This window comes from Streptomyces sp. NPDC102441 (assembly GCF_044765585.1).
Taxonomy (GTDB): Bacteria; Actinomycetota; Actinomycetes; order Streptomycetales; family Streptomycetaceae; genus Streptomyces.
Genome location: NZ_JBIWKH010000021.1, coordinates 101270 through 123131 on the forward strand (window position 1 = coordinate 101270; position 21862 = coordinate 123131).

Sequence of the window (21862 nt, forward strand, 5' to 3'; positions counted from 1 at the left end):
ATGACACAACCCGTCACCTACAGCGGGTGGCAGTCGGAGAAGTCGGGCTTCATGGGGCGCCTCTCCGGCCCCGGATTCGCCCTGGTCGCCGTCGGCTGCACGCTCCTGCTCATCCCCGTCAACCTCGCGAGCTGGACCGCGGCCGGCGTGTGCGTGCCGGTGGCCGCGGTGCTCCTCGTACTCGCCTTCGGCCGTGTCAGCGGGCTGAGCGCCGATGAATGGATCCTGCTGGCAGTGAGGCACCAGATCGCCGTGGCACGGAATCAGAACGTCTTCGTCTCGGGGCCGTTCGCCCCTCGCTCGACCCGGACAGGCCGGCAGCCGATGGATCTGCCCGGCACCCTGGCCAGGCTCCGGATCCTGGAGGCCCCGGACGGGCTCGGCGGTCTGCTGGGAGTCGCGCACGACCCGGTCGCCGGGACGTACACCGCGGTGTCCCGGGTGTCCTTCCCAGGACTCGCCCTCGTGGACACCGACAAGCAGGCCGCCCGGGTCTCGTCGTGGGCGGCCCTCCTCCGTACCTTCTGCACCGAGGACTCCCCGATCGTGCGGCTGTCCGTGCACCAGCGCTGCCTGCCCGACGACGGGGCCGCCCTGCGGTCATGGACCGCTCACCACATCACCCCCGACGCACCCCCTGCCGCGGTGAGCGCCCTGTCGGACCTGATGGAGGGCGCCGGCCCCGCGGCCACCAACCGGGAGACCTACCTGTCCGTGACCCTGTCGGCCGGCCGCGCCCGGCTCGCGATCAAGGGCGCCGGTGGCGGCCAGGTCGGTGCGGCCGCCGTCCTGGTCAGGGAGATCCACGCCCTGGGCGGCGCGCTGAGCACGGCGAGCCTTCAGGTCATGGAATGGCTCTCCCCTCGCAAGGTCGCCCAGAGCATCCGCACGGCATACGACCCCGACGCCCAGGTCGCGATCGCCACGGCCAACGCGGCTGCCCGGACCCCCGGATGGGATGGCGTCGAAGAGGGCGTCGACCCCGCGCTGGCCGGACCGGCGGCTGCGGAGACCGAGTGGGGGACCTACCGGCACGACGGAGCATGGACCGTCACCTATCAGGTCCGCACCTGGCCGCAGGCCCAGGTCTACGCGACATTCCTCCAGCCGCTGCTACGGCCCCGGCGCAACGCACGGCGGTCCATGAGCCTCGTCTACGAGCCGCTCGGCCCCCGCCGTGCCCGCCAGGAACTTGCCCGCGAGAAGAGCAAGCGATCCTCCGCCCGCCATCTGCGCGCCAAGACCGGACGCGACGAGAGCGAGGACGAGCGCCGCGAGGTGAACCTCGCCCGTACCCAGGACGCCGCCCGTGCGGCCGGCCAAGGCGTGGTCCGTATGACCGCGGTGCTGTCGGTGACCGTGACCGACCTGGAGGAACTGGAGACGGCCTGCGCCGAGATGCAGGCCGACGCAGCCGCGTCCGGCCTGGAACTACGGCGCATGTGGGGCGCCCAGGACGTCGGATTCGCCGCCGGCGCCCTGCCTCTCGGCCAGGGCCTCCCGGACCGACGGGTGGGATTCTGATGGGCCTGCGGACACGACGTCGCGGCACGGACACCGAGCTGGACGCCTCGGGCCTCGGCGAGGCCACCGGCATCAACACCGCGTACGTCCCGGCGCCTGCGGGCCCGACTCCGGCCGAGCAGCGGCAGTCCCGTCGGCTCGAGGACGCCGAAACCGTCATGCGGGTCGCACCGCGCAAGGGCTGGCCGGGGCCCTTCGCCGGCCGCTCCGCGTCCCTGCCGCGCACCGAGGTCGTCCGGGCCGACACCGGCAACGCGGCCGGGGCGTACCCCTTCCTGCACGCGGGAACGCTGCCCCCGGTCGGCGCGTACATCGGGCACAACACGCTCACCACCCAGGCGTTCTCCGCGCACCCGGCGGTCTGGGTCCGCGAAGGCCTCTGTACCAACCCCAACGTGATGATCACTGGCATCCCCGGAAGCGGGAAGAGCGCCCACATCAAGGCCCTGTGCTTCCGGCTGATGGCCTTCGGGCACCGGACGCTGATCGCGGGCGACGTGAAGGGCGAGTACGCGGGGCTCTGCCGCCACCTGGGAGTCGAGCCGGTACGCCTCGGCCCCGGCCTCCCCGGCCGCCTCAACCCGCTGGATGCCGGGCCGCTCGGCACCGGCCTCGACCAGATCAAGGATCCGGCCGAACTCCGGGGCCGCCTCCAGGAGATCCACCGGCGCCGTCTGACCCTGCTCAAGGCTCTCCTCGAACTCCAGCTCCGTCGCACCCTCAAGTCCCGCGAGGAGGAGGCCCTGGACGTCGCGGTGCGCGAGGTCACCGGCGAGCTGTACGGGCAGACCAGGCTCGCCGTACCGACCCTGCCCCTCGTCTACGACAAGCTCCGCGACCCCACCGACGCGATGGCCAAGGAGCTCCGGGTCCGGGACGGCGAGGTCCAGCTGGCCCGCGAGCAGATGGTGTCGATCCGCTCGGCTCTCGGCACCATGGTCAACGGGCACCTGGGCGGTCTCTTCGACGAACAGACCTCGATCGGCCTGGACTGGGACGCACCGATCCAGTCCGTCGACATCAGCGCCCTGGAGCAGTACGGCGACGAGACGGTCGCCATGGTCCTGTCCTGCGTCTCCTCGTGGGCCCAGGCAGCCATCGACCGGCCCGGTCAGCGGCCCTGGATCGTCGTCCGGGACGAACTGTGGCGGCAGATGCGCTCCGGTGGCGCCGCGATGGTCCGCAAGATCGACGCCGACCTCAGGCTGTCCCGGGCGACCGGCACCATCCAGGTCCTGGCCACGCACCGGCTGTCCGACTTCGAGAGCGTCGGCTCGGCGAGCTCGGAGGCCGTCGCGATCGCCAAGGACCTGATCTCCTCCTGCGAGACGCGGATCCAGCTGGCCCAGGACACCCGCCCTCTGCAGATCACCCGCGAGGCCATCGGCCTCTCGGACGCCGAATGCGACCTGATCGGGTCGTGGGGCGCCGGCCAGCGCGGACGGGCCCTGTGGAAGGTGGGCCGCGGCGGCGGCCACGCCGTACAGCTCGTCCTCTCCCACATCGAGCAGAAACTCTTCGAGACCGATGAGCGGATGGCGGTGTGATGGCCGCGGAGAAGACCGGCTCGTCCCCCGCCGGCCTGGACGACAACACCCTGCTCGCCGCCTACGGGATCGGCGCGGCCGTCTCGATCGGCGGTGCGGTTCTGCTGGCAGCGCCGGCCGCCGCCCTGCTGTCCGGGCGCGGGTGGGCCACCCGCACCGACAGCATCCCCGCCACCGTCCTCAAGTCCCTGGCGCGGGGGCCCGATGCGGCGTACGACCCGGCCCCGCCCAGCTGGCTGTTCTACGCGCTGACCGTTGCACTCGTCCTGGTCGTCCTCGTCCTGTTCGTGAAGGCCGTCAGCCTCTTCGACCGCAGCGGCCGGACCGGCGGCGCCCAGTGGGGCGGGGCCAAGGTGGAGCGGAAGCTCCAGGCACCACAGGACCCGGTCAGACGTGCCAACCGGATCACAGCCGGGCGTGGGATGCGTACGAAGAAGATCGTGGCCGCGCAGCCCAACATCAGCGCCACGGTGTTCGGAGTGCCGGGGTCCTCGAAGACCACGGGCCTGGTGCTGCCGAACGCAGCCGAATGGCAGGGCCCCCTGGTGGTGACCACCACCAAGGCCGCCGACCTCGACATCATCTACGCGCGCCGTCGCTCCTTCGGACCGGTCTGGGTCATCGCTCCGGCCGGTATCCCCGGCAGGCCCACCCAGAGATGGTCGCCCGTCGACTACTGCACCGACGCGAAGGCCGCCGACCGGATGGCGTCGTGGATGGCTGAGGCTTCCTCCTCGGGTGACAGCAAGCGCGCCGCGCCGTGGGTCGACCAGGCCAAGAGCGTCCTCAAGGGCGTTCTGCTGGCTTCGAACCTGTCCGGCGGGGGAGTGACGGCGATGCGCCGGTGGCTCAGCCTGGGCAAGGACGCTGTCGACCACGTCCGGGCCGTCCTGCTGCAGCACGGCTACAACGAGGTCGCCGACGACTACGCCTCGCCCTGGCTACGGCTCCACGAGGACGGCATCGGCTCGATCCAGTTCAGCCTCAACGTGCTGGCGAGGGTCTACGCCGACGAGGAGGTCCGTGAGACGTGCGCCGGCACCGACTTCACCGTCGAGCAGCTTCTGGACCGGAACGGAACCGTCTGCCTGATCGCGTCCGAGGCCGACGCCGAGCGCTTCGCCCCGCTGCTGACGTCCATCATCGCCTCGATCATTCACGGCGCCGAGGTCCGCTACAACAGCACGGGCAAGCCCCTCGACCCGTCGCTGGGCGTGATGGTCGACGAGGCCGGCAACATGCTGCGCTACCCGAGACTGCCGAACATCCTCACGACCGGCCGCGGCATGGGGATCGACGTCCTGACGGTGTGGCACGACCTCTCTCAGCTCCGGGACCGGCTCGGTACCCAGAAGGCCAACACCGTGCTCTCCGCGAGCGGCTTGCGGATGCTGCTGCCCGGCTGCGGAGACCTGGAGACCCTTCGCTACTTCTCCGGCCTGTACGGACGCACCGAGGTGATGAGGACCTCCCACGGCCGCTCCCGGGGCGAGTACTCAACGAACACCTCAGCCACCGAGACGGACCTCGCCCCGGTGCACTCGCTGCAGCAGCTGCCGGACTTCACGGCGATCGCGCAGTACTCGAACCAGCCCCCGATCAAGGTCAGGATGCGGCTCACCTTCCGCGACAGGGACCTCAAGAAGCTGCTGGCCGCACCCGTCCCCGTTGCTCCGACGGGTCCGGTGAGCTTCACCGAGCCGGACGGCTCCGGGAAAGCGGGCGCCCATGCCTGATCCGGCGTACGACGGTCAGGCAGAGGCGACGGCACCGGACCAGTGCTGAACAGAAGGCAGGCATCACTCGTGTCAGATCTGGACAACCCGGCCTCGCTGTGGCCCACCATGCCCTCCGAGGCCCAGCTCGAGCCGCAGCGGTGGGTGTGGGCAGCCATGGACCCGCTTGACCGGCAGCAGCGTCTTCGTGAGCTTGCGACCTGGGTCGACTGGTTGCGTTCCACCTTCGAGCTGCACAACAGCATCCCCCCGTGCTGGTACCGCCATCCTCCGGTCGTGGAGCATCTGACAGCCCTGTACGCGGGGTGGATCCGTACGTACGCCGGTGAGCAGGCCCCGGGCCGGGAGCTCGCCGAGGCCGACTGGATCAACACCCTGCACGCCTTCACCCCACGCCTGCAGCTGGCCGCGTGCGCCACCGGCATGCACCAGCCCCCGCCCCCTGTCCCGCCGGGCATCCCGGGGACGGAGAACGACTTCGACTACTACCTGGCCTCCTCGGAGACCACGAACGCCCCCGCGGCCCATCCGGCCGCAGCCGAAATGCTGCGCCATGCCCATGACGCCGAGCTGCCGCTGTAACCCGGACCCGTGCTGGACAGTCCGATGACCACCCGCCTCGGGCGAACCGACCACTTACGGAGGCACCCCATGGCCACAAGTGCAGACACCGACTCGGAGCAGGCTGAACGTCCTGTCGCCCGGGTTCAGCTGCCCCACGAACCGTCACATGCCGTAGCAGCGACAGAACACCCTGATCTGCCTCTGTGGCCAGGCAACGATCTGCCCGGCGGCCGGTGGGAGCGTAAGGGCGACGTCCTCCACGATCCGTCGGACGGCAACGCCATCTGGCGCCTCAAGGGCAGCCCTGTCGAAGGCAGCGCCGCTCTGCCGCCCATCGACTGGGAGGAAGGCCTGGAGAAGGCGCGGCGGGCGTGGAAGGACCATGTGCCCGAAGCCCACGGCAGCGCCGATGACATGTGGGCCGTGGTCGTGGAGGACCTGGAGACGATCGACCAGGTGGCACCAGTTCACAACCCGTTGCCCAAGGGCGAGGCGCTCACGGATACCTCCTTCGCCGCAGCGTCGGATCTCGTGAACGGTGCCTTGCGCGACGCAGCTGCATCGGATCTCCAGAACTCGCCGGAGTGGCAGCGGATCCAGAGCATCCGAGGCGCCATGGGGCACCTGATGACCACGATCAGAGAGAAGTCCGGCGAGTACTGGAAGGAGCTGCGGACCGACGCCCGGTTCCAGGGATTCTGGAAGTCTGTCTCCATCCGAACGTGCGAGGCCATCGGCCGGCTGGCTACGGCGGGTGCGGACAGGATCCGTCGCACCACTGCTGGAGACCTTCCCAGCGCGGATGCCTTGCTCAAGTTGAGCGATTCGGCCCTCATCTACAGCACTGCCGCCGCGCGAACCCCAGTCCCGTACGGCTCCCGGGAGGAAGCGATCGCAGGCGCCCGATCGGTGGCCGAGTCCTTCCAGGCGTGGATCGCCGGCCCGATGGGGCGGGCGCTTGCCAAGTCCAGCCATCCGAGGATCGAGGCGTTTCGCGAGGCTTGGCGGCAACTGCCACCGTCCACACTCCCCGACGGGCCCGGCCTGTCAGCTTCCCCGTACGGCAGAGCTGCCGAAGCAGCTGACGCCCTGGTAGAGGCTGCTGCTGAGTCCACCCGTTTCAGCGGGGCCGACCTGACCGCTCTGCAGGAAGTAGCAAGGACGGCAGATGGTCATGCCGCCCGGCTCTCGGTCACCCTGCCGGGAACGAAGAGCCAGCCGACTACACGCTCCAAGCCCGCTCGCGCAGCGGCGGTTGCCCCACGGCCGCGAGTCGCTGCTCGGTCCCCGGCGACTGCACAACCCAGATCGCCGAGAGCCGCGGTGTGACTGGCCAGGCATGGTCAATGCTCAGCGGGGCACGGGAGGGGCGGTTTGGATTTGCATGACTGAAAGGTGTGTTTTGTCGGAGTCGGTGAAAGTAGTGCGGAATGGCTGTCGCGGATGACAAACTCGCAGTTCAGCAAGAGTGCTCCCCGCGCCTGCGGGGATGGTCCCATCCATGGATTCAAGATTTCTGGGATGTTGGCGTGCTCCCCGCGCCTGCGGGGATGGTCCCCGCGGCTTCCTGCTTCGCGACGAGGGCCCGGCGTGCTCCCCGCGCCTGCGGGGATGGTCCCTGTCGCGCTGGTCGCGGCCGAGGCAGGCAAACGTGCTCCCCGCGCCTGCGGGGATGGTCCCGAGGACCAGGGCGACGACGCCAGCAACGGCGAGTGCTCCCCGCGCCTGCGGGGATGGTCCCGACCGCGCGGCCACCACGCTGGAGCAGTGGCTGTGCTCCCCGCGCCTGCGGGGATGGTCCCGTGCCGATGCCCGGCTCCATGTACGCCAGCCCGTGCTCCCCGCGCCCGGAGGGAGCACACGACGCAGGGCCCGGTGTCCTGTCGCAGTGCAGCTGACAGATCATGGGCCGCTGACCTGCTGGGTTGCCATGTCGTTTGAGAACGCCGCGGGCTGGCGTTCTCAAACGACATGGCTTTCACGGAAGCGAGCTGGTGGTGGGCAAGGGCAGCTCAGCCGTCTCGCTCTTCGGCAAGGCTGCCCGTGGCCGTCCGGAGACGGTGCCGGGCCGCTTCCAGACGTTCGGCGTAGTCGGCGGCGAAGATTCCAGGGAGCGCTTTGTCCAGTGTTCCCGCGATCTTGTGGATCGGGGCCCAGGCGGCCGGATCGTCGACCAGGCGGCTGAGATCTGTCATCTGTACTCGCTCCAGCCAGTCCGAGAGGACCAGAGCCTCGTCGGGGGTGAGCTTGATCGTGATGTTGCTCTTCTCCATGACCGGAATCTGATTAGTCGTGCTTGGCCCTCATCGGGCCCTGGTCGGTCCAGATGACGCCCTTGTTGCGGCACAGGCAGAAGGGGTGGCCGATCGGGTCGGTGTAGACCTGCCAGCCGTAGCCGTTGGGGCCGATGAAGTCCTGCCTCAGCGTCGCGCCGAGGTCGAGGACGCGGCGCTGCTCGGGCTTGATCTCGTCCACTTCGAAGTCGAGGTGGAACTGCTTGGGGTGCTCGCTGTCGGGCCACTGCGGAGCGCGATAGTCGTCCACCCGGATGAATGCCAGCTCGATCTCGTCGAACTGGATGCCAGCCCAGTCCTCGGAGCTGCCTTCCTTGATCGGACGGCCCGTCACCTCGGAGTAGAAAGCCGCCAGCTTCATCGTGTCCGGGCAGTCGATAATGAAATCGGTGAGTCGCAGCATCCCGCGATCTTGTCACGAGCTCACACCCGACTTCGAGACAGGCCTGTCGCGATCTCGATAGAGGCAGAACCTCCGATAGAGGGGGTCCTGGGTTCCGAGGGTGGTGTAGATCCGCGCGAATCGTCGGCTCAGCAGGGCGGTAGCGGAACTGGGCGTCCCTGTCGGAGTGCTGGGCTTCGACGAACTCGCCTCCCGATACCGGGCCGGACTCCACCTTGCAGCGCTCCTGCTCTGGCTCCGCGAACCTGCCCGATGATCATTACCAGCGGACCGTACTCAGCCCGTTGCCGAGATCCGTCACCTCTGCTCCAGCAAGAACAGCAGGGACGGCGCTGAGCCGGTCCGTCCGGAACTGCACTTGGTCCGGGTGCGGGCCCTTCGGCAGCCGGCCATACAGGACCAGCGCGTCATCATCCGCGTCCGCTGTTTCGCCGCCCAAATCGACAAGCAGCGCGACCGTCCTGTCCAACTCTCGTCGGATCAGCCGCTGAACCGCATCGGTGGCCTGCTCACGCTCGCTCTCGGTCAACCCGCCGAGAACGAAGGTGAGGACCTGGGTGTCCGGCGCCACGTACCTGATCTCGCACACCACGTCCACGTCAGCCGACAGCCAGAACTGCATGCTGAGCGGACCGACCGACAGGCCGACAAGCTCCAGGATGCGCCCCACAGGCAGCCTCACCTGTTCCCCCGCGACGTCCAAAAGCATCCCGCAGCCCAGCTTCGGGTGCTCGACGGTCAGTCCGGACTGCGCCAAGTGGTTCGTGACCGAGCGGAACTCGGACTCGTCCATCCGGCATTCGCGGTACCAGGACAGGTAGGTCTCCAACACCGCTGACACTCCTCGTCGTCATGGCCTGCCACGGGGCCAGGAGCCTCAGGCGCCCTGAGGCTTCCTGCAGTGAGTCTCAGTAGGAGATCACCATGCGCGCGGACGGCTTCTCGATGACGTAGCCCTCGGTGAGTTCGTAGTCCGGGGTTCCTGCCGGGTACAGGCTGATCACGGGCTCCGCCGTCCGGGCATGACCCCACGCCGTGATCTGGGTGCACAGCCGCCCCGCGAGCGCGTGTCCGGCCGGGCCGTAGCCGGCCGCGCCGAGCCGGAAGCGGGGTTCGGCGCCTTCCTCGACCGGCAGGCGTTCCAGGGTGAGGTAGGCGATCGAGTCCCCGTCGACGAGAGCGGGGCTGAGCGCGGGCGCCGCGGGGCGTCGGAGCCCTGACCCGATGGCGGCGGGCTTCACCGTGATGCGGCAGGTGGTGGGCTCGGTGGCCGAGAGGCGAAGCCAGATTCCGTCGAACGACTCGACAGGCCCGACGCTCGCCTCGGTCCAGGCGACCGTTCCCGGCCGGGAGACGGCCGTCTTCAGCGCCGGCGGGTCGATTGCCTGGTCGTCGTCCCAGAACAGGTGGATCAGGTGCTCGTCATCGACGTAACCGGCGTGCTCGCCGTCCTGGCCGATCATGGGCAGGAAGCCGCACATCTTCACGGAGTCGGACAGGAGCCGTTCCGGCTGTCGCGCGAATGCGACGCTGCGGGTCAGTCCTCGCCACCGCAGAGGCAGGACGAGCCGGCCGCCGGGGGTGAGCTGGTTCTGCATGGCGGGGGAGGGGTCCCAGACTCCGACGGTTGCGATGATTCGGTCGAACGGGGCGAGTTCCTCCGCCCCCAGCGCCCCGTCCCGGGTGATGACCTCGACGTCGCGGAACCCGGTCGCGTCGAGCGTCTTGCGGGCGTACGCGGTGACGTCGCCGTCGATGTCCCCCGTGACGACGAGACCGGAGGAGCCGACCAGGCGCCGCATATAGGCGGCATTCACGCCCGTGCCCGCGCCGATCTCGAACACGCGGTGGCCGGCTTCGAGCTGGAGCTGGACGAGCATGAAGAACACCACGTCGGGCTTCGACGCGCAGCTGAACGGCAGCGCGTCCTCGGCGGGGTTGTCCTTGATGGACACGGACTGATTCGCGTACGCGGTCTCGACGCTCACGGCCGGGAGGAACTCGTGCCGTGGCACCGTCCGCATGGCCTCCTCGACCCGCGGGTCGTAGAGCCCGGCGACCCGTTCCTCCACGATCTCGTCGAGCAGCCGGTTACGCAGGACCTCGGTCGAGGAGTGGGCGGTGGTGTTCAAGGGCGTTCCTTCCACGACGTGCCCGGCGGTGACGAGGGGCACGAGCCTAATGGTGCGATGTTGGTGTGCTGGGGCGTGGGCGCGGGTCACCCGTCCAGGAGCAGACAGGTGTCCCAGCGAGGTATCGGTGCGGTGTTGACGTCCGCGTCCAGTTGCGTGAGATGGACGCCGTCGGCGCCTTCCATCAGGCCGGGAGGAGGCGGCCCCGACTGCTCGAGGTGGTCGCGCATCCGGGAGTGCAGCCTGGGCAGGGCTGCCCCCAGGCCGCTGTCCGGGCCCGCGTCCGCGGCTGCTCGCTGTACGGCGCGTACGAGGCCGGCCCAGCCGTGGCAGAGCGAGGCGTCGGTGAGTTGGGCGAGTTGCTGTTCATCGGTGACGCAGGCGGCGAGCGCCGTCTCGGCGTGGTGCTGAAGCCGGGCATCGCCGAGGGCAAGCGCGGCGAGCTGTTGGGCGCGGGCGATACCTGGAGTTCCGTAGCACCAGGAGGGGCGGCCGGGGCCATGCTGACGGGAGCTACGGGTCTTCCACTCGCTTCGTGAGAGCACCTCGGGCCACCAGGGGCGTTCGCCGGTGCCGAGGCACCACTGATCGAGCGTGGTGCAGATGGAGCGGATCGCTCCGGCTTGCCCGGGAACTGTGCGTCCCCGGCGCATGCAGATCGCCATGAAGGCGAGCGGACCGCAGATACCGTGCGCCATACCGAGGTTGCCGTGGCCGCCCGGCCACCGAAGGCTGGGCCGGAGTTCGGGACCGTCACCGGTCCACCAGCCCGGCAGGAGGTCATGACCGGCCCTGACCGGCTCCGTCAGTTTTACGAGGTAGCGGAGGACGTCGAGCAGCAGCGCGTCGTGGCCGCCGCGGGTGAGGAGGAGGACGCCGAGCCCGGTCAGGCCGCTGATGAGGTCGTATTCGCGGAGCCGCGGCAGCTCTCTCCGGTCGATTCGTCCGTGGGCAGCGCGCAGCCGGAGACGCGTCATGGTGGCGATGTGGTGGTCGAGCGTCAGGAGGGCGGACGCGTACGGCGGTCGGTCTGCGAGATGGAGGGCGTAGGCAATGGCGGGCGCTCCCTCGAAGAGGCCGCACGCTTCGGGGTCGGCGTTCACCGGATGCCGGACCATGGCGGTCACCCATGCGTGGACGGTCTCCCATTCCTCTCGGCCCGCCTGTGCGTCGGCGATGTGACGCAGGGCGATTCCGGGCGCGCCGGAGTAGAGGGACTGTTCCTGCTGCATCAACGGCGCGGAGTCGACAGCGGTTACGCCGCGCGTCATCGATGGGCCTGCCAAGCGCGGGCCGCCTGCCGTGCCACGCGGCGGCAGATCCTCTCTCCCGGCCGGTCGAGGCCGAGCATCCGGTTGTGGTGCATGTGGAACAGCGACTCCAGAATCGCGTCGAGGCTCGTGTCGTCGGGGCTCGTGTCGTCGGGGAGCTGACGGCGGTAGCGGGCCAGAGCCGTGGTTCTGTCCTGCCAGGCCTCGGTCACCTCGCCGTTCCAGCCGGGCAGGTCGAGAGGCGTCCGTAACCGGGCGAGGCGTACGGCCTGCTCGGAGACCGCGCGGTCTGCGGTCGCGGGGGCGGCGGACCGGTCGGCGAGCCACTCCATCCCTGCCTCATGACCGAGGAAGCCGCGCGCGATGTCCACCATGCCTACCGCTACGAGCGCCGTCGGGCGCAGGAGGGGGCCGTGGACGTGGCGCAGGGTGCCGGCGACGGCGCGGGAGTCGGCCGCGAACACGGCCTCCGCCGCTGCCAGCGTCTCGCCCTGCCCGTATCGGCCGATCTCGGGGCTGTACGTCTCCAGGACGAGCCGGCCCGCGAGGGATCCCTTGCGGAGCTGCGTGGCCCACTGCCCCACCGCTGCGGCGAATGTCGCGTACTGGCCGGCGCTCGGGACACGGAGACGCAGTCGCAGGTGAGGGGATTCGTGTGGGCTGCGGTAGCGCAGGAACCACCACTCGGTCTCGTCGGGCAGGGCAGCGAGAAGCTGGGGGAGATGCCCTGTGATGATCTCGTTCATCTGCTCGGGGTGGGTGTGGATCTTCGCGTGCAGCCACGAGGCATCCGGGGACCCGGGCATGTGGCCCAGCGAACTGTTGAGCAGCGTGGGCAGCCGGCCGGACAGGGGCGAAGGGGCTGGTGTGCCGGTAGCGACAAGGGGCACGGCGACCTCGTGGGCATGGTCGCCGATCCAGCCGAAGGCGCCGACTGGGGCGGCTTCGGTCAGGATCGCCTCGTCGTTACGGTCGAGATGGGCGCGCAGGATCGCCACGTGCAGAGGCTCGCTCAGGTCCAGGCGCAGCGTGCGGTCGTCGTCCCGCAGCTCCACTGCCTCAGGGCAGTGCCAGCGCAGCCGCCACCGGGCGAGGGCCTCCGTCTCGGTGGCAGGCAGATCGGCGCTCGTGAGGCGCCACCGGGCGGGGGACAGGACCGTACGTCGGTAGCGGACCCTCGGCAGGTAGGCGAGCCGGACGGCTTCGGGGCCCCAGTCGAACCCGGTCCATGAAGCTGTGAAGGCGCGGGGCAGGTGGGCGAGGAACCGGGCCAGGGGCGGCGGTTGCTTCTCGAGCGCCATGGCGTGAAAGACCTGGGGCTCGATGATGCGGCGGCGGGAGATGCTCACCAGGTGCAGACGGCTGTGCGTCGCGGTGAGGGCGAGATCGTCCAGAGGGATCGTGGTCACGTCCTCCTCCGGCCCGCGGTGCTCGCCCAGGGAGATGACGTGCGGCAGGTATGCGGGGATGCGGCAGACGTTCTCCGTGTGCGGGTACAGCGGCGGGAACGACAGTTGAGCCGGCAGAGCGCCGGCGACACCCGGGGGGATGGTCCGATAGACCTTCTCCAGACCGGACCCGCCGGCGGCCGGGGTGAAGCGGGACGTGAGCGTGCCCGCAGAGCGCGCGGGCGTGACAGTGAGGGTGAAGTCGCCCCGCTCCAGGGCCGCGACGTCCTCGGCGTGGATCCGGGCGCACATCTCGACGTGCGGAGGGCCGGCAGCGGGCCCGTCCCCGGCGATCGCGTCGATCACGTCGTCGGTGAGCACGATTTCGCGGCTGCCGTCGACCAAGGCCTGCCAGGCGAGCGCGAGCAGCCGTCGGTCTCGTTCGGAGGTCAGCTTCGCGGGGGCGGACATCACGCTGCCCGGGTATTCGGCAGGGAGACCGAGTCCGGCCGCCGGATCCAGGACCTCGCTCAGCGGGACGAGCGTGCCCACGCCGTACCGCTCCCAGAACGCGGTCTGGAAGTCGTGCCAGATCGCGTGACCGGTGGGGCGGCGGGTCAGGCGTAACAGAGCCCCGGCCGCGGCCTCCATTTCATGCACGACGCCGAGCGGGACCTGTACGGCCGCGTCGAGCAGCAGATCGACAGCGAGCGGTGCCCGGCCGGCATCCGACATGGCGCGCAGCTCCCGGACCAACGCCTCCCGCATCCGCGTCTGCCCTGCGCCTGGGGTGCGGTTGTGGTGGTCCAGAGCGGCCGCCACACCCTCGAGGCCGTGCAGGATCGGGGCCACGGCTTCGATCGCGTGGGCCTCGACCGCTTGCAGGCGCTCGATGAGATGACCGAGCGGGTCGGTCACCGTGAGCGGCGCTCGCAGACTCGTTACGAGGAATCCCTGCCGGACGAGGCCGGTCAGCGTGCTGCGGATCTGCGCCGGGCCGGCTCCGGGAAAGGCCTCCGAAAGGCCCTCGAGTACGGCGCTGAACCGGGTCGGCGTAGAGGCGCAGGTCTCGAGCGCTCGTACCGCGCTCGTGTACTTGATGCTGGCGCCGTGGGGGCCGCCGTGCGGAACCTGGAGGCGCCCGCCCCGCCGGGCGGCAAGATTGTTCAGTACGACGTCCAGGCGCTCGAGCAGCTCCTGGCAGTTCTCCAGGCGTTCGATGATGCTGCTGAGCCACAGCGTGTCGATGCGGGCAACGGCCCGGTGGCTGCTTCCCCAGCGCACTTCGGCCGTCGGCCCGAGCGCGGCGGGGGCGACGCCGGCGAAAAGGCCGAAGGGGGTGGGCCGGCCGGTAGCGCGCAGGAGGTAGCGCGCCGTCGACAGTGCTGCCCTTCGTACCTTCTTGCTGGTGACAGCCCGTCCGTCACGCATGGCGTCGATGCTGAGCGCGAGTTCGCGGTTCGCCTGCCGGATCGGTCCGGTGACGTCTTGGCTGGACCAGACGTGGTCCAGCCACTTCATGCACTCGTCGCTGCCCGCCGGATCGGGCCACCAGCCCGGTAACTGATTTCGCGGTGCGGCCGCGGCCCGTAGGAGAGCCGTGCCCGTGTGCTCGTACAGAGACTTGTTGCTCATGCGCGACAACTCCTTCGCCGTGCAGACGGATGCGGAGGGCCGGGGCCGGCCCCGGCCCTCCTGGGAAGCGGTGTCAGACCGCGCTTGCGCAGGACGAAGCGCAGGATGCGGCGCAGCCGTCACCGGTGCCACATGCGGTCGGCATGCCGAGGCCGCCGAGGTCCGTGGTCACGCTCAGGTCCAGTGCGAACGGGTCGTCGGCGGCGTCGACGGTGGCCTTCGGCGGGGCGGTCTGCTCGGGCATGACAGCAGTCATGGAAATGCTCCTTCTGTTGGATCGCTGGACGTGCTGGACGTGCTGGACGTGCTCTTGTGCACCTCGCTGCTGGGGCTGATGCGACCCGCAACGAGGGGTTGTGCCCGTGCTCGACAACGCCGTGGGTGCGAAGCCGTTGGCGAGCACGAAGTCGGTGGTGGGGCTCGAGCCCTGCACAGCAGCGCGGGGCAGCCTCGGTCAGAGGGCCGTGGCCGACGAGCTGCGGTCTATCCGGGAAGCTCGGCCAGTTCCCGTGCCAGCTCGCGAACGGTGAGGACGCGGAACCTGGCCATGCGGCGTACGAGCTGAGACGCCAGGAACGTGGGCAGGTCCGGGTGCCCGTAGGGGAGAGGCTCCTTCGGCTGGGTGACGACCTGTACCTGGCCGTTCACCAGGCCGTAGAGCATGCCCAGGACCCTGTACATGGGTGCGCTCGTCGCCAGGAACACGACGGGGTCCTCCTTGAGGTGGGCGCACAGGGCGGTTGCCGTACGGACGTGCTTCGGACACACGGGGGGCTGGTTCGTGAGGAGTGGCGGCTCCTTGCGCTCGTAGTCGTGAGCGCCGGCCAGGAAGATGGTGCCCAGAGGCGTCGTCGCGGAGGCCATGCAGATCTGACAGCGCAGCGCTTCCATCGAGATCCGCTGCCGGAAGGGATGCATGAGCTTCCACTCCGGGGCCCCGGTGGGGTGCTGCCGCCGGTCGTACGGGTTGAACGACACCCGGGCCCACAGGACCTGCCGGAGGTCGCGGTCGAGGCCCGTCTCCTCGTCCGCGTAGAACAGGCGGTAACTCCCGCGGCCGCGACTGCCCCTCGACGGCAGCAGGACCAGGTTGTCCGGCGCTGCCTCTTCGCCCACTCGCTGCGTGACGTAGGGGACGACGGCCGGGGGAGTGGTGGGGCGCACGGGACGGTTCGTCTCTCTCGTCTGCGTCTGCGTCTGCGTCTGGGTCTCGGTGAGGCGTTCGGGGCGGGGATTCATGTCACGTCCACGTTCGTGAGCTGCCTGGTCGCCAGTAGTCGCTCGAGGAGTTCGTTGACGGTCCAGGCCATGCGACGCAGGTGGCCCACGGCTCTGCGCGGATCTCCTGGCATGTCCTTGGAACGAACCTCGCGAGCGTGCTCGATGAGGGCATGCGCGGTCGCGTCCTTGGCCTCGGCATCGCCACCGATCGCGATGTCGACGAGCTGCATGAGGTGCCCACGAAGGCGCTCCGCGAGCTCCTCCTGGTACTCCTCGGCAGGCGGCACGTCATCGAGCGCCGTCCCGACGTCGTCGAGCAGGGCGTCCGCGTCGAACGGCTCCCACACACGCACCTTCTGCAGGACGCGTCGTAACTCCACGGGGTCGAGCGGCGGGAGCCACGCTTGCGTTGTCTCCCCGTCCGGGTGGACCCGTGACGGCAGCAGGAAGCGGGCGTGCGGGACCACCTTGGCGTCTGCGATCACGGCTGCTCCTCCGGCACGCTCAGACGGCACCAGGTGCATGTGCCGTCCTCGGAGACGCCCCATGATTCAGCGATGGCGTCGACAAGGGCCAGACCGCGGCCGCTCTCCTCGTCGGAGCCGGCGACGCCGAGGACGGGCCTCTCGGGAGAGCCGTCTGTCACCTCGATGAAGAGGAACGAGGCGGTCCGGTACAGCCGTACGCCTACGACGGGCCCTCGGCCGTACCGCATGGCGTTGGTGACCAGTTCGCTCAGGCACAGCTCGACGGGCTCGCACAGGATGTCCAGCCCCCACGTGCGGAGCTGTTCCCGGCCGGTACGGCGGACGCGTCCGGGCCAGAGTCTGTCCTCCTCGGACATCTCAGCGGCGCTGCCGAGGCCTGGGGGAGAGGAGCGGGGGATGCAGAGGTCCATGCCTCGGCCGGTGGTGCCGAGCCGTCGGACAAGGGATGTGCTGCTGAGGTGCTGCTGCGCTGTGGCCGCACTGCTGGTCGCGGTCGCGGTCATACCCAGTCCTTCCGCAGGTCGTGGGGCGCCGTCGCGTGTTCCCGCATGTACTGGCCAAGGTCTGCCGTGCGGTCACCACTCCGATGCATTCGGTGATGGCGATCAGCGTGATCGGTGACCGGGTGTCACCGCCATGTCCTGGGGGCCGCATCTGGCGCTCTTTCAGGTGAGCGAAGCCTCGCCCGGGTAGCGTCGAAGTGTCGCCTGCTCGTGGGGCGTTGCAAGGCGCGTCGCCTGCGGTATCCCCTTGCTGCGAGGGAGTGGCGGACACACGCCGTATCCGTCGAGCTCGACGCCGAGGAGGACAACATGGGTGAGACCCCAAGGACGGTGCTCAAGGGCCTGGTCGAGCAACGGCGCTGGACATATAGGGACTTCCGCGAGAACTTCGAAACCGCTGGTCAGCGGATCGGAGTCAAGAACCTGACAGTCTCCGAAGCGCAGTTCCGACGCTGGACGTCCGGCAAGATCCAGGGGCTGCCCGCCGCTGAAGCATGCCGTGTACTCGAGGACATGTTCGACGTCGATGCCGAACGACTGTTCCAGGCTCTCTCGCCTGATGCACCCGCACCCGCGTACAACCTGGAAGCCGAGATCGACATGACCGCACGCGACGCCCAGAACGAGGCAGGCGCAGCCGCCTCCGCCTCCATCTCCGACACCGCCGTGGAACAACTGCGCGATGATGTGCACCGGCTGGCCCGTCGCTACGCCGTACTACCGCCGTTCGACGTGTTCCGTGCTGCTCGCTCCCTCCGGGAGGAGATCGAGCAGCACCGCGACCGCACCCAGGTCCCGATCCAGCAGCAGGAACTCCTTGTTCTTGCCGGCCAGGCGTGCGCCATTCTCGCTACGGCCGCGTTCGACCTGGGATCGTTCGACAGCGCCACACGCCTCGCACGTTCGGCGGCCCTGTACGGAGAGACAGCACGGTTTGAGCCGCTACGCGCCTACGCCGGTGGCACGCTTGCCTACATCGCCTACTTCTCCGGTCGCCCAGCCGAGGCAGCGCAGTACGCCCGCCGGGCGGCCATGCTGCCCGGACTCGGCGACATCGCCCGCCGTCGGCTCGCGGCCATCGAGGCCCGCGCTTACGGCCACCTCGGGGATACGCCGTCGGCACAACGCGCCCTGACCATCTCCACCGAAGTCTGCGATGGCACGCTGGACGATCTGCACGACGGGGTGGGGGGTGAGTTCGGATTCAGCGAGGAACGCCTGGCCATGTCGAACGGCTCCACCTGCCTGCTCCTCGGCGACGGACAACAGGCGGAGGCCGCGGCCCAGCGGGCCCTCGAGCTGGTGAGCTCCCGGCCGCCGACCACCCGTTCTCTGCCCGTGGTGGGTGGCGCGGCCGCGGACCTGGCGGCAGCCCGGCTGATGCGCGGCGACCTCGACGGGGCGGCCCATGCCCTGACCCACGTCTGGGAAGTTCCGAGCGAGCAACGGGCGACGGGCCTTCTGTCCCGCGCCAAGCAGGTCCGCCGTTCGTTGACGGACTCACGCTTCCGTGAGGCAGCGCTCGCCACCGAGGTCGGCGAGCGGCTGGAGCACTTCACCCGAAGCACGCAGCACCAGCTCGGCAATGGCTCTGTGGCCGTGCTGGAGGGCTGATCAGGCAAGGGCGGCGAGGATCTTCGCTTCCTTTTCGGGGTCGACCCCGTGTTCTGCCCACCGCGGGTGGTGCACGGGGCGGCCGTCGGCCTGGAGCCATGCCCAGGTGTCGGCGATCGTCTCGACGAGCGGGCGGCATCGCAGTCCGTCCTTCTCCGCGCGGGTCGAGTCCACGGCCCAGACTCCCTTGTGAGTGCGCCACAGGGGCAGTTCGGTCCACTGCTTCACCGCGTGCTCGGACAGCAGGCCGGGCTCTGCCCACACCGGCCGGCCGGCCCCTTGGGTGACGGTGAAGCAGGCGTCGAGGAAGCCCTGGAAGGTGATGCCTTCGGGGTGGGTGATGTTGTAGGCGCCGGTGGTGATGGCAGCGGTCTGGTCGACTGCGAAGCGTGCGACGTCGCGGACGTCGACAGGCTGGATGTGCCGGTCGGCGGGAGCCGGTGCAAGGACCCGACCGCCCATCGCCGTGCGGGTCAGCCACCACGGAAGCCGTCCGACGTACTCTTCCGGACCAAGGATGACTCCCGGGCGCAGGAACACGGACCTGTCCCTGAAGGACTCCTCCACAGCGCGCTCCGCACCTGCCTTCTGGAATCCGTAGGCGGTGGGTGAACCGTCCGCTCCTGTCCAGCCGAACGACGCGTCAGCATCAGGCGGGCAGTCCAGGACGGGCGATGCCTCGGTGAGCGGCTGGTGCGGCCACCCTTCGTAGACGGACACCGTGGAGACATGCACCCATCGGTCGGCCATCTCCCGAAGCGCGCGCACGGCCAGAAGGACATCGCGCGGCGGCATGTCCGAGCTCGACGTATCCACCACTGCGTCCCAAGGTCCCGAGGACGCGAGGCGGGACAGGTCGCCGGCCACGGTGCGGTCGCCCCGGACGGCCTGGACCCCAGGGGCATCCGCCCCGGAACGGCCGCGGTTGAACGTCGTCACGTCCCAGCCGCGGGCCAGCGCCTGCTGCACGATCTGCTTGCCCAGGAACCATGTTCCACCCATGACCAGAATCCTCATGCGCAGAATCCTGCCGTGCCGCCGGAGCAACGGGAAGCGCATAGGCCCCCATGACTCGACGGAGACTGCTGTGGCGCTGGTGGTCAGAACCTTGGAGGGCGAATCCGAGAGGGCGATGCGACGCGGAGGCGGCTCGGGAGCCTCCATCGAACGGCCGGTAGTCACTCAACTCCCCGACGTGCCAGTGGGCAAGGGAGCAGAGTGGAGGCACGGTTGAACTGGTTGAACGCACCAGGGGGTCATCGATGGCACGTCGCCTGCGAACAGCGAATACAGCCCTTGCGGCCCTGATGCAGTCAGGGGGTATCGGAAATGCGCAGCTCGCACGCCGGGTGAACGCCGCAGGCCGCGAACTCGGCGTCCGCCTGCATTACGACAAGACCAGCGTGTCGCACTGGCTCGCCGGATCCGTGCCGAAGCCCGAAGCGCGCCCTGCCCTGACCGAAGCGCTCTCTCGGCTGCTCGGACGGCCCGTAACGTGCGCGGAGATCGGCTTGCCGAGCGAGGAGAAGCCGGCCGCGAAGCACGACATGGTGGCAGGAGTGATCGACCTGAGCAGGGCAGACATGGGCCCCACACGCCGAGGGGTGCTGAAGACCGGAATGTACGCCGCGGTACTGGCCGTGCCACGGTACGAGGACCTGACAGGGCGGCTGGAGGCGGCATCGGCCGGGCGGACGGTGCACGTGGGCCGGTCCGACGTGGAGACCGTCCGCACCATGACCGACAAGGTCGCCGACATCCTGGACCAGGTCGGGGCCGGGCACGCCCGCCCGATGGCCGCGGCTTTCCTCGTCAACACGGCCGGGCCCTACCTCCGGGCAAGCGGAACGGAAGAGGTCACCCGCGACATGCGGGCCGCCGTCGCCGACTTCGTGTACCTCACGGGCTGGATGGCCATGTACGAGGACCAGCAAGGCCTGGGGCAGAAGTACTACCTCCGTGCCCTCGACCTCGCCGGCGCCGCCGGGGACCACATCACCTACTGCCGCACCCTGCGCGGGATGAGCCTGCAGGCAACGCACCTGGGCCACGGCAAGAAGGGCCTGGAACTGGCCGAAGCCGCCGCCGAGGCAGCCCCCTCCGCCGGCCCGCGCCTGGTGGCCTTCCTGCGCGGGCAGCAAGCCGCAGCCGCATCGATGACCGACGCTCGCCACACCGCCCTGGGCTGGCTCAAGGAGGCGGAGAGCGCACTGTCACGCGCCGACGACCGGCGCGACGCCGTCGGCGGATACGACCAGGCCGCCTACTTCTTCCACGAGGCTCACGTGCATTGGCACCTGGGCGACCACGAAGCCTCGATCGCTTCCCTGCGCCGGTCAAACGCTGTTCGCTCCCCGTTGGAGCGGCAAGGGCGCCTCCACTGCACGGGCGTGATCGCCGAGCGACAGTTCCGTATGCGCCATATCGAAGCCGCCTGCCAGACCTGGGGAACCTTCCTCGACGAGCACGTGACCATCTCGTCCGCCCGCGGGGACGAGCACTTGAAGACCATGCTCAAGGCCCTTCCCGCCTACCGTCGCGTCCCAGGAGTCCAGGAGCTGGAAGAACGCGCCCGCCAGGTCGCCACACTCAAGGCGGCGTAGGACCACTGCCCCGCTGCGCGAGGGCGTTGTTCATCGAGGCTTGGACAACGCTGAAGCTCGCTGCACCAGGGTGGCGGGGTGGGGCGCCGACCTGGCGGCAGCCCGGCTGATGCGCGGCGACCTCGACGGGGCGGCCCATGCCCTGACCCACGTCTGGGAAGTTCCGAGCGAGCAACGGGCGACGGGCCTTCTGTCCCGCGCCAAGCAGGTCCGCCGTTCGTTGACGGACTCACGCTTCCGTGAGGCAGCGCTCGCCACCGAGGTCGGCGAGCGGCTGGAGCACTTCACCCGAAGCACGCAGCACCAGCTCGGCAATGGCTCTGTGGCCGTGCTGGAGGGCTGATCAGGCAAGGGCGGCGAGGATCTTCGCTTCCTTTTCGGGGTCGACCCCGTGTTCTGCCCACCGCGGGTGGTGCACGGGGCGGCCGTCGGCCTGGAGCCATGCCCAGGTGTCGGCGATCGTCTCGACGAGCGGGCGGCATCGCAGTCCGTCCTTCTCCGCGCGGGTCGAGTCCACGGCCCAGACTCCCTTGGCCGCCTACGTGCTCCAAGTCCTCGCGCAGCGGCTGTTGCTCCACGCTCGGGAGTCGCCGCACCGTCCCCGGCGGCTGCACCAACCCACCAGGCTCGTCCACTGCTCAGGGACCATGGGAGGGGTGATTTGTAGTCATATAAATTGAAAGGATGTTTTTTCGGGGTTGGTGAAAGTGGTGCGGAATGGCTATCGCGGATGACAAACTCGCAGTTCAGCAAGAGTGCTCCCCGCGCCCGCAGGGATGGTCCCGACCCCACCACCGCCGCCGGCATCCTGACCAAGTGCTCCCCGCGCCCGCAGGGATGGTCCCGACGTTGTTTTCATCGAGACGACTCATGTCTTGTGCCCCCCGCTCGCGGGGATGTCTCCTCCGTGCTGCACGCCCACCCACGATGACGGGCTCC

General features: G+C 69.5%; 20 protein-coding genes and 1 CRISPR repeat array. Of the genes, 8 read left to right on the top strand and 12 right to left on the bottom strand.

The genetic code is table 11. From position 1 onward, the window contains the following. From ACIREO_RS35500 to ACIREO_RS35520, 5 genes are all read left to right on the top strand, one after another. A complete protein-coding gene (locus ACIREO_RS35500; protein ID WP_404118054.1) occupies positions 1 to 1524 on the top strand; it encodes an SCO6880 family protein in 1524 nt (507 codons plus the stop codon). Next, complete coding sequence (locus tag ACIREO_RS35505) at positions 1524 to 3071, top strand: type VI secretion protein (protein ID WP_404118056.1); 1548 nt, start codon at positions 1524 to 1526, stop codon at positions 3069 to 3071. Before ACIREO_RS35500 ends, ACIREO_RS35505 begins: the two co-directional genes overlap by 1 nt. Beyond that, positions 3071 to 4807 (top strand): type IV secretory system conjugative DNA transfer family protein, encoded by a 1737-nt coding sequence (locus ACIREO_RS35510; protein WP_404118059.1) that lies wholly within the window; start codon positions 3071 to 3073, stop codon positions 4805 to 4807. The genes ACIREO_RS35505 and ACIREO_RS35510 overlap by 1 nt, the downstream gene beginning before the upstream one ends. Positions 4808 to 4876: 69 nt before the next feature. Continuing rightward, the gene (locus ACIREO_RS35515) at positions 4877 to 5389 is read left to right on the top strand and encodes a hypothetical protein (protein WP_404118061.1); all 513 of its coding nucleotides are present in this window, start codon (positions 4877 to 4879) and stop codon (positions 5387 to 5389) included. 69 nt (positions 5390 to 5458) lie between these two features. Continuing rightward, positions 5459 to 6700: a hypothetical protein gene (locus ACIREO_RS35520; protein WP_404118063.1), complete on the top strand. Its 1242-nt coding sequence runs from the start codon at positions 5459 to 5461 to the stop codon at positions 6698 to 6700. Between the two features lie 139 nt (positions 6701 to 6839). Continuing rightward, a CRISPR array of direct repeats spans positions 6840 to 7234; the repeat unit is 29 nt; unit sequence GTGCTCCCCGCGCCTGCGGGGATGGTCCC. Between the two features lie 149 nt (positions 7235 to 7383). Here the strand turns inward: ACIREO_RS35520 and ACIREO_RS35525 are convergent. The 10 genes from ACIREO_RS35525 to ACIREO_RS35570 all read right to left on the bottom strand — a co-directional run bounded on the left by ACIREO_RS35525 (position 7384) and on the right by ACIREO_RS35570 (position 16706). Next, entirely contained in the window at positions 7384 to 7644 is a 261-nt protein-coding gene (locus ACIREO_RS35525) for a hypothetical protein (protein ID WP_404118065.1), read from the bottom strand. A gap of 13 nt (positions 7645 to 7657) precedes the next feature. Further along, entirely contained in the window at positions 7658 to 8068 is a 411-nt protein-coding gene (locus ACIREO_RS35530; protein ID WP_404118067.1) for a VOC family protein, read from the bottom strand. A gap of 259 nt (positions 8069 to 8327) precedes the next feature. Beyond that, on the bottom strand, positions 8328 to 8900 hold the full coding sequence (locus ACIREO_RS35535; RefSeq protein WP_404118069.1) for a hypothetical protein: 573 nt from the start codon (positions 8898 to 8900) through the stop codon (positions 8328 to 8330). 76 nt (positions 8901 to 8976) lie between these two features. After that, positions 8977 to 10200: a methyltransferase, FxLD system gene (gene fxlM, locus ACIREO_RS35540; RefSeq protein ID WP_404118071.1), complete on the bottom strand. Its 1224-nt coding sequence runs from the start codon at positions 10198 to 10200 to the stop codon at positions 8977 to 8979. An 86-nt stretch (positions 10201 to 10286) separates the two neighbouring features. Further along, complete coding sequence (locus tag ACIREO_RS35545) at positions 10287 to 11471, bottom strand: lanthionine synthetase C family protein (RefSeq protein ID WP_404118073.1); 1185 nt, start codon at positions 11469 to 11471, stop codon at positions 10287 to 10289. Beyond that, positions 11468 to 14494 (bottom strand): lantibiotic dehydratase, encoded by a 3027-nt coding sequence (locus ACIREO_RS35550; protein ID WP_404118076.1) that lies wholly within the window; start codon positions 14492 to 14494, stop codon positions 11468 to 11470. Before ACIREO_RS35550 ends, ACIREO_RS35545 begins: the two co-directional genes overlap by 4 nt. 73 nt (positions 14495 to 14567) lie before the next feature. Continuing rightward, complete coding sequence (locus ACIREO_RS35555) at positions 14568 to 14750, bottom strand: FxLD family lantipeptide (RefSeq protein WP_404118078.1); 183 nt, start codon at positions 14748 to 14750, stop codon at positions 14568 to 14570. Between the two features lie 227 nt (positions 14751 to 14977). Beyond that, on the bottom strand, positions 14978 to 15733 hold the full coding sequence (locus tag ACIREO_RS35560) for a hypothetical protein (RefSeq protein WP_404118080.1): 756 nt from the start codon (positions 15731 to 15733) through the stop codon (positions 14978 to 14980). Continuing rightward, positions 15730 to 16200 carry a DUF6415 family natural product biosynthesis protein gene (locus ACIREO_RS35565; RefSeq protein WP_404118083.1) on the bottom strand — a complete coding sequence of 157 codons (471 nt, stop codon included), beginning with the start codon at positions 16198 to 16200 and terminating at the stop codon, positions 15730 to 15732. Before ACIREO_RS35565 ends, ACIREO_RS35560 begins: the two co-directional genes overlap by 4 nt. Further along, the gene (locus ACIREO_RS35570; RefSeq protein WP_404118085.1) at positions 16197 to 16706 is read right to left on the bottom strand and encodes an ATP-binding protein; all 510 of its coding nucleotides are present in this window, start codon (positions 16704 to 16706) and stop codon (positions 16197 to 16199) included. The genes ACIREO_RS35565 and ACIREO_RS35570 overlap by 4 nt, the downstream gene beginning before the upstream one ends. 309 nt (positions 16707 to 17015) lie before the next feature. On the opposite strand from ACIREO_RS35570, the gene ACIREO_RS35575 reads away from it, so the two are divergent. After that, positions 17016 to 18320 (top strand): DNA-binding protein, encoded by a 1305-nt coding sequence (locus ACIREO_RS35575; RefSeq protein ID WP_404118087.1) that lies wholly within the window; start codon positions 17016 to 17018, stop codon positions 18318 to 18320. Here ACIREO_RS35575 and ACIREO_RS35580 read toward each other — a convergent pair whose 3' ends face one another. Continuing rightward, a complete protein-coding gene (locus ACIREO_RS35580) occupies positions 18321 to 19337 on the bottom strand; it encodes an NAD-dependent epimerase/dehydratase family protein (protein WP_404118090.1) in 1017 nt (338 codons plus the stop codon). 245 nt (positions 19338 to 19582) lie between these two features. On the opposite strand from ACIREO_RS35580, the gene ACIREO_RS35585 reads away from it, so the two are divergent. Beyond that, positions 19583 to 20923, top strand: a complete 1341-nt coding sequence (locus ACIREO_RS35585; protein ID WP_404118093.1) for a hypothetical protein — start codon at positions 19583 to 19585, stop codon at positions 20921 to 20923. A gap of 40 nt (positions 20924 to 20963) precedes the next feature. Further along, on the top strand, positions 20964 to 21266 hold the full coding sequence (locus ACIREO_RS35590; protein WP_404118095.1) for a hypothetical protein: 303 nt from the start codon (positions 20964 to 20966) through the stop codon (positions 21264 to 21266). Here the strand turns inward: ACIREO_RS35590 and ACIREO_RS35595 are convergent, their stop codons facing one another. Further along, positions 21267 to 21440, bottom strand: coding sequence for a hypothetical protein (locus ACIREO_RS35595; RefSeq protein WP_404118097.1), 174 nt, complete (start codon positions 21438 to 21440; stop codon positions 21267 to 21269). It lies immediately after the preceding gene. Positions 21441 to 21862 lie beyond the last annotated feature (422 nt).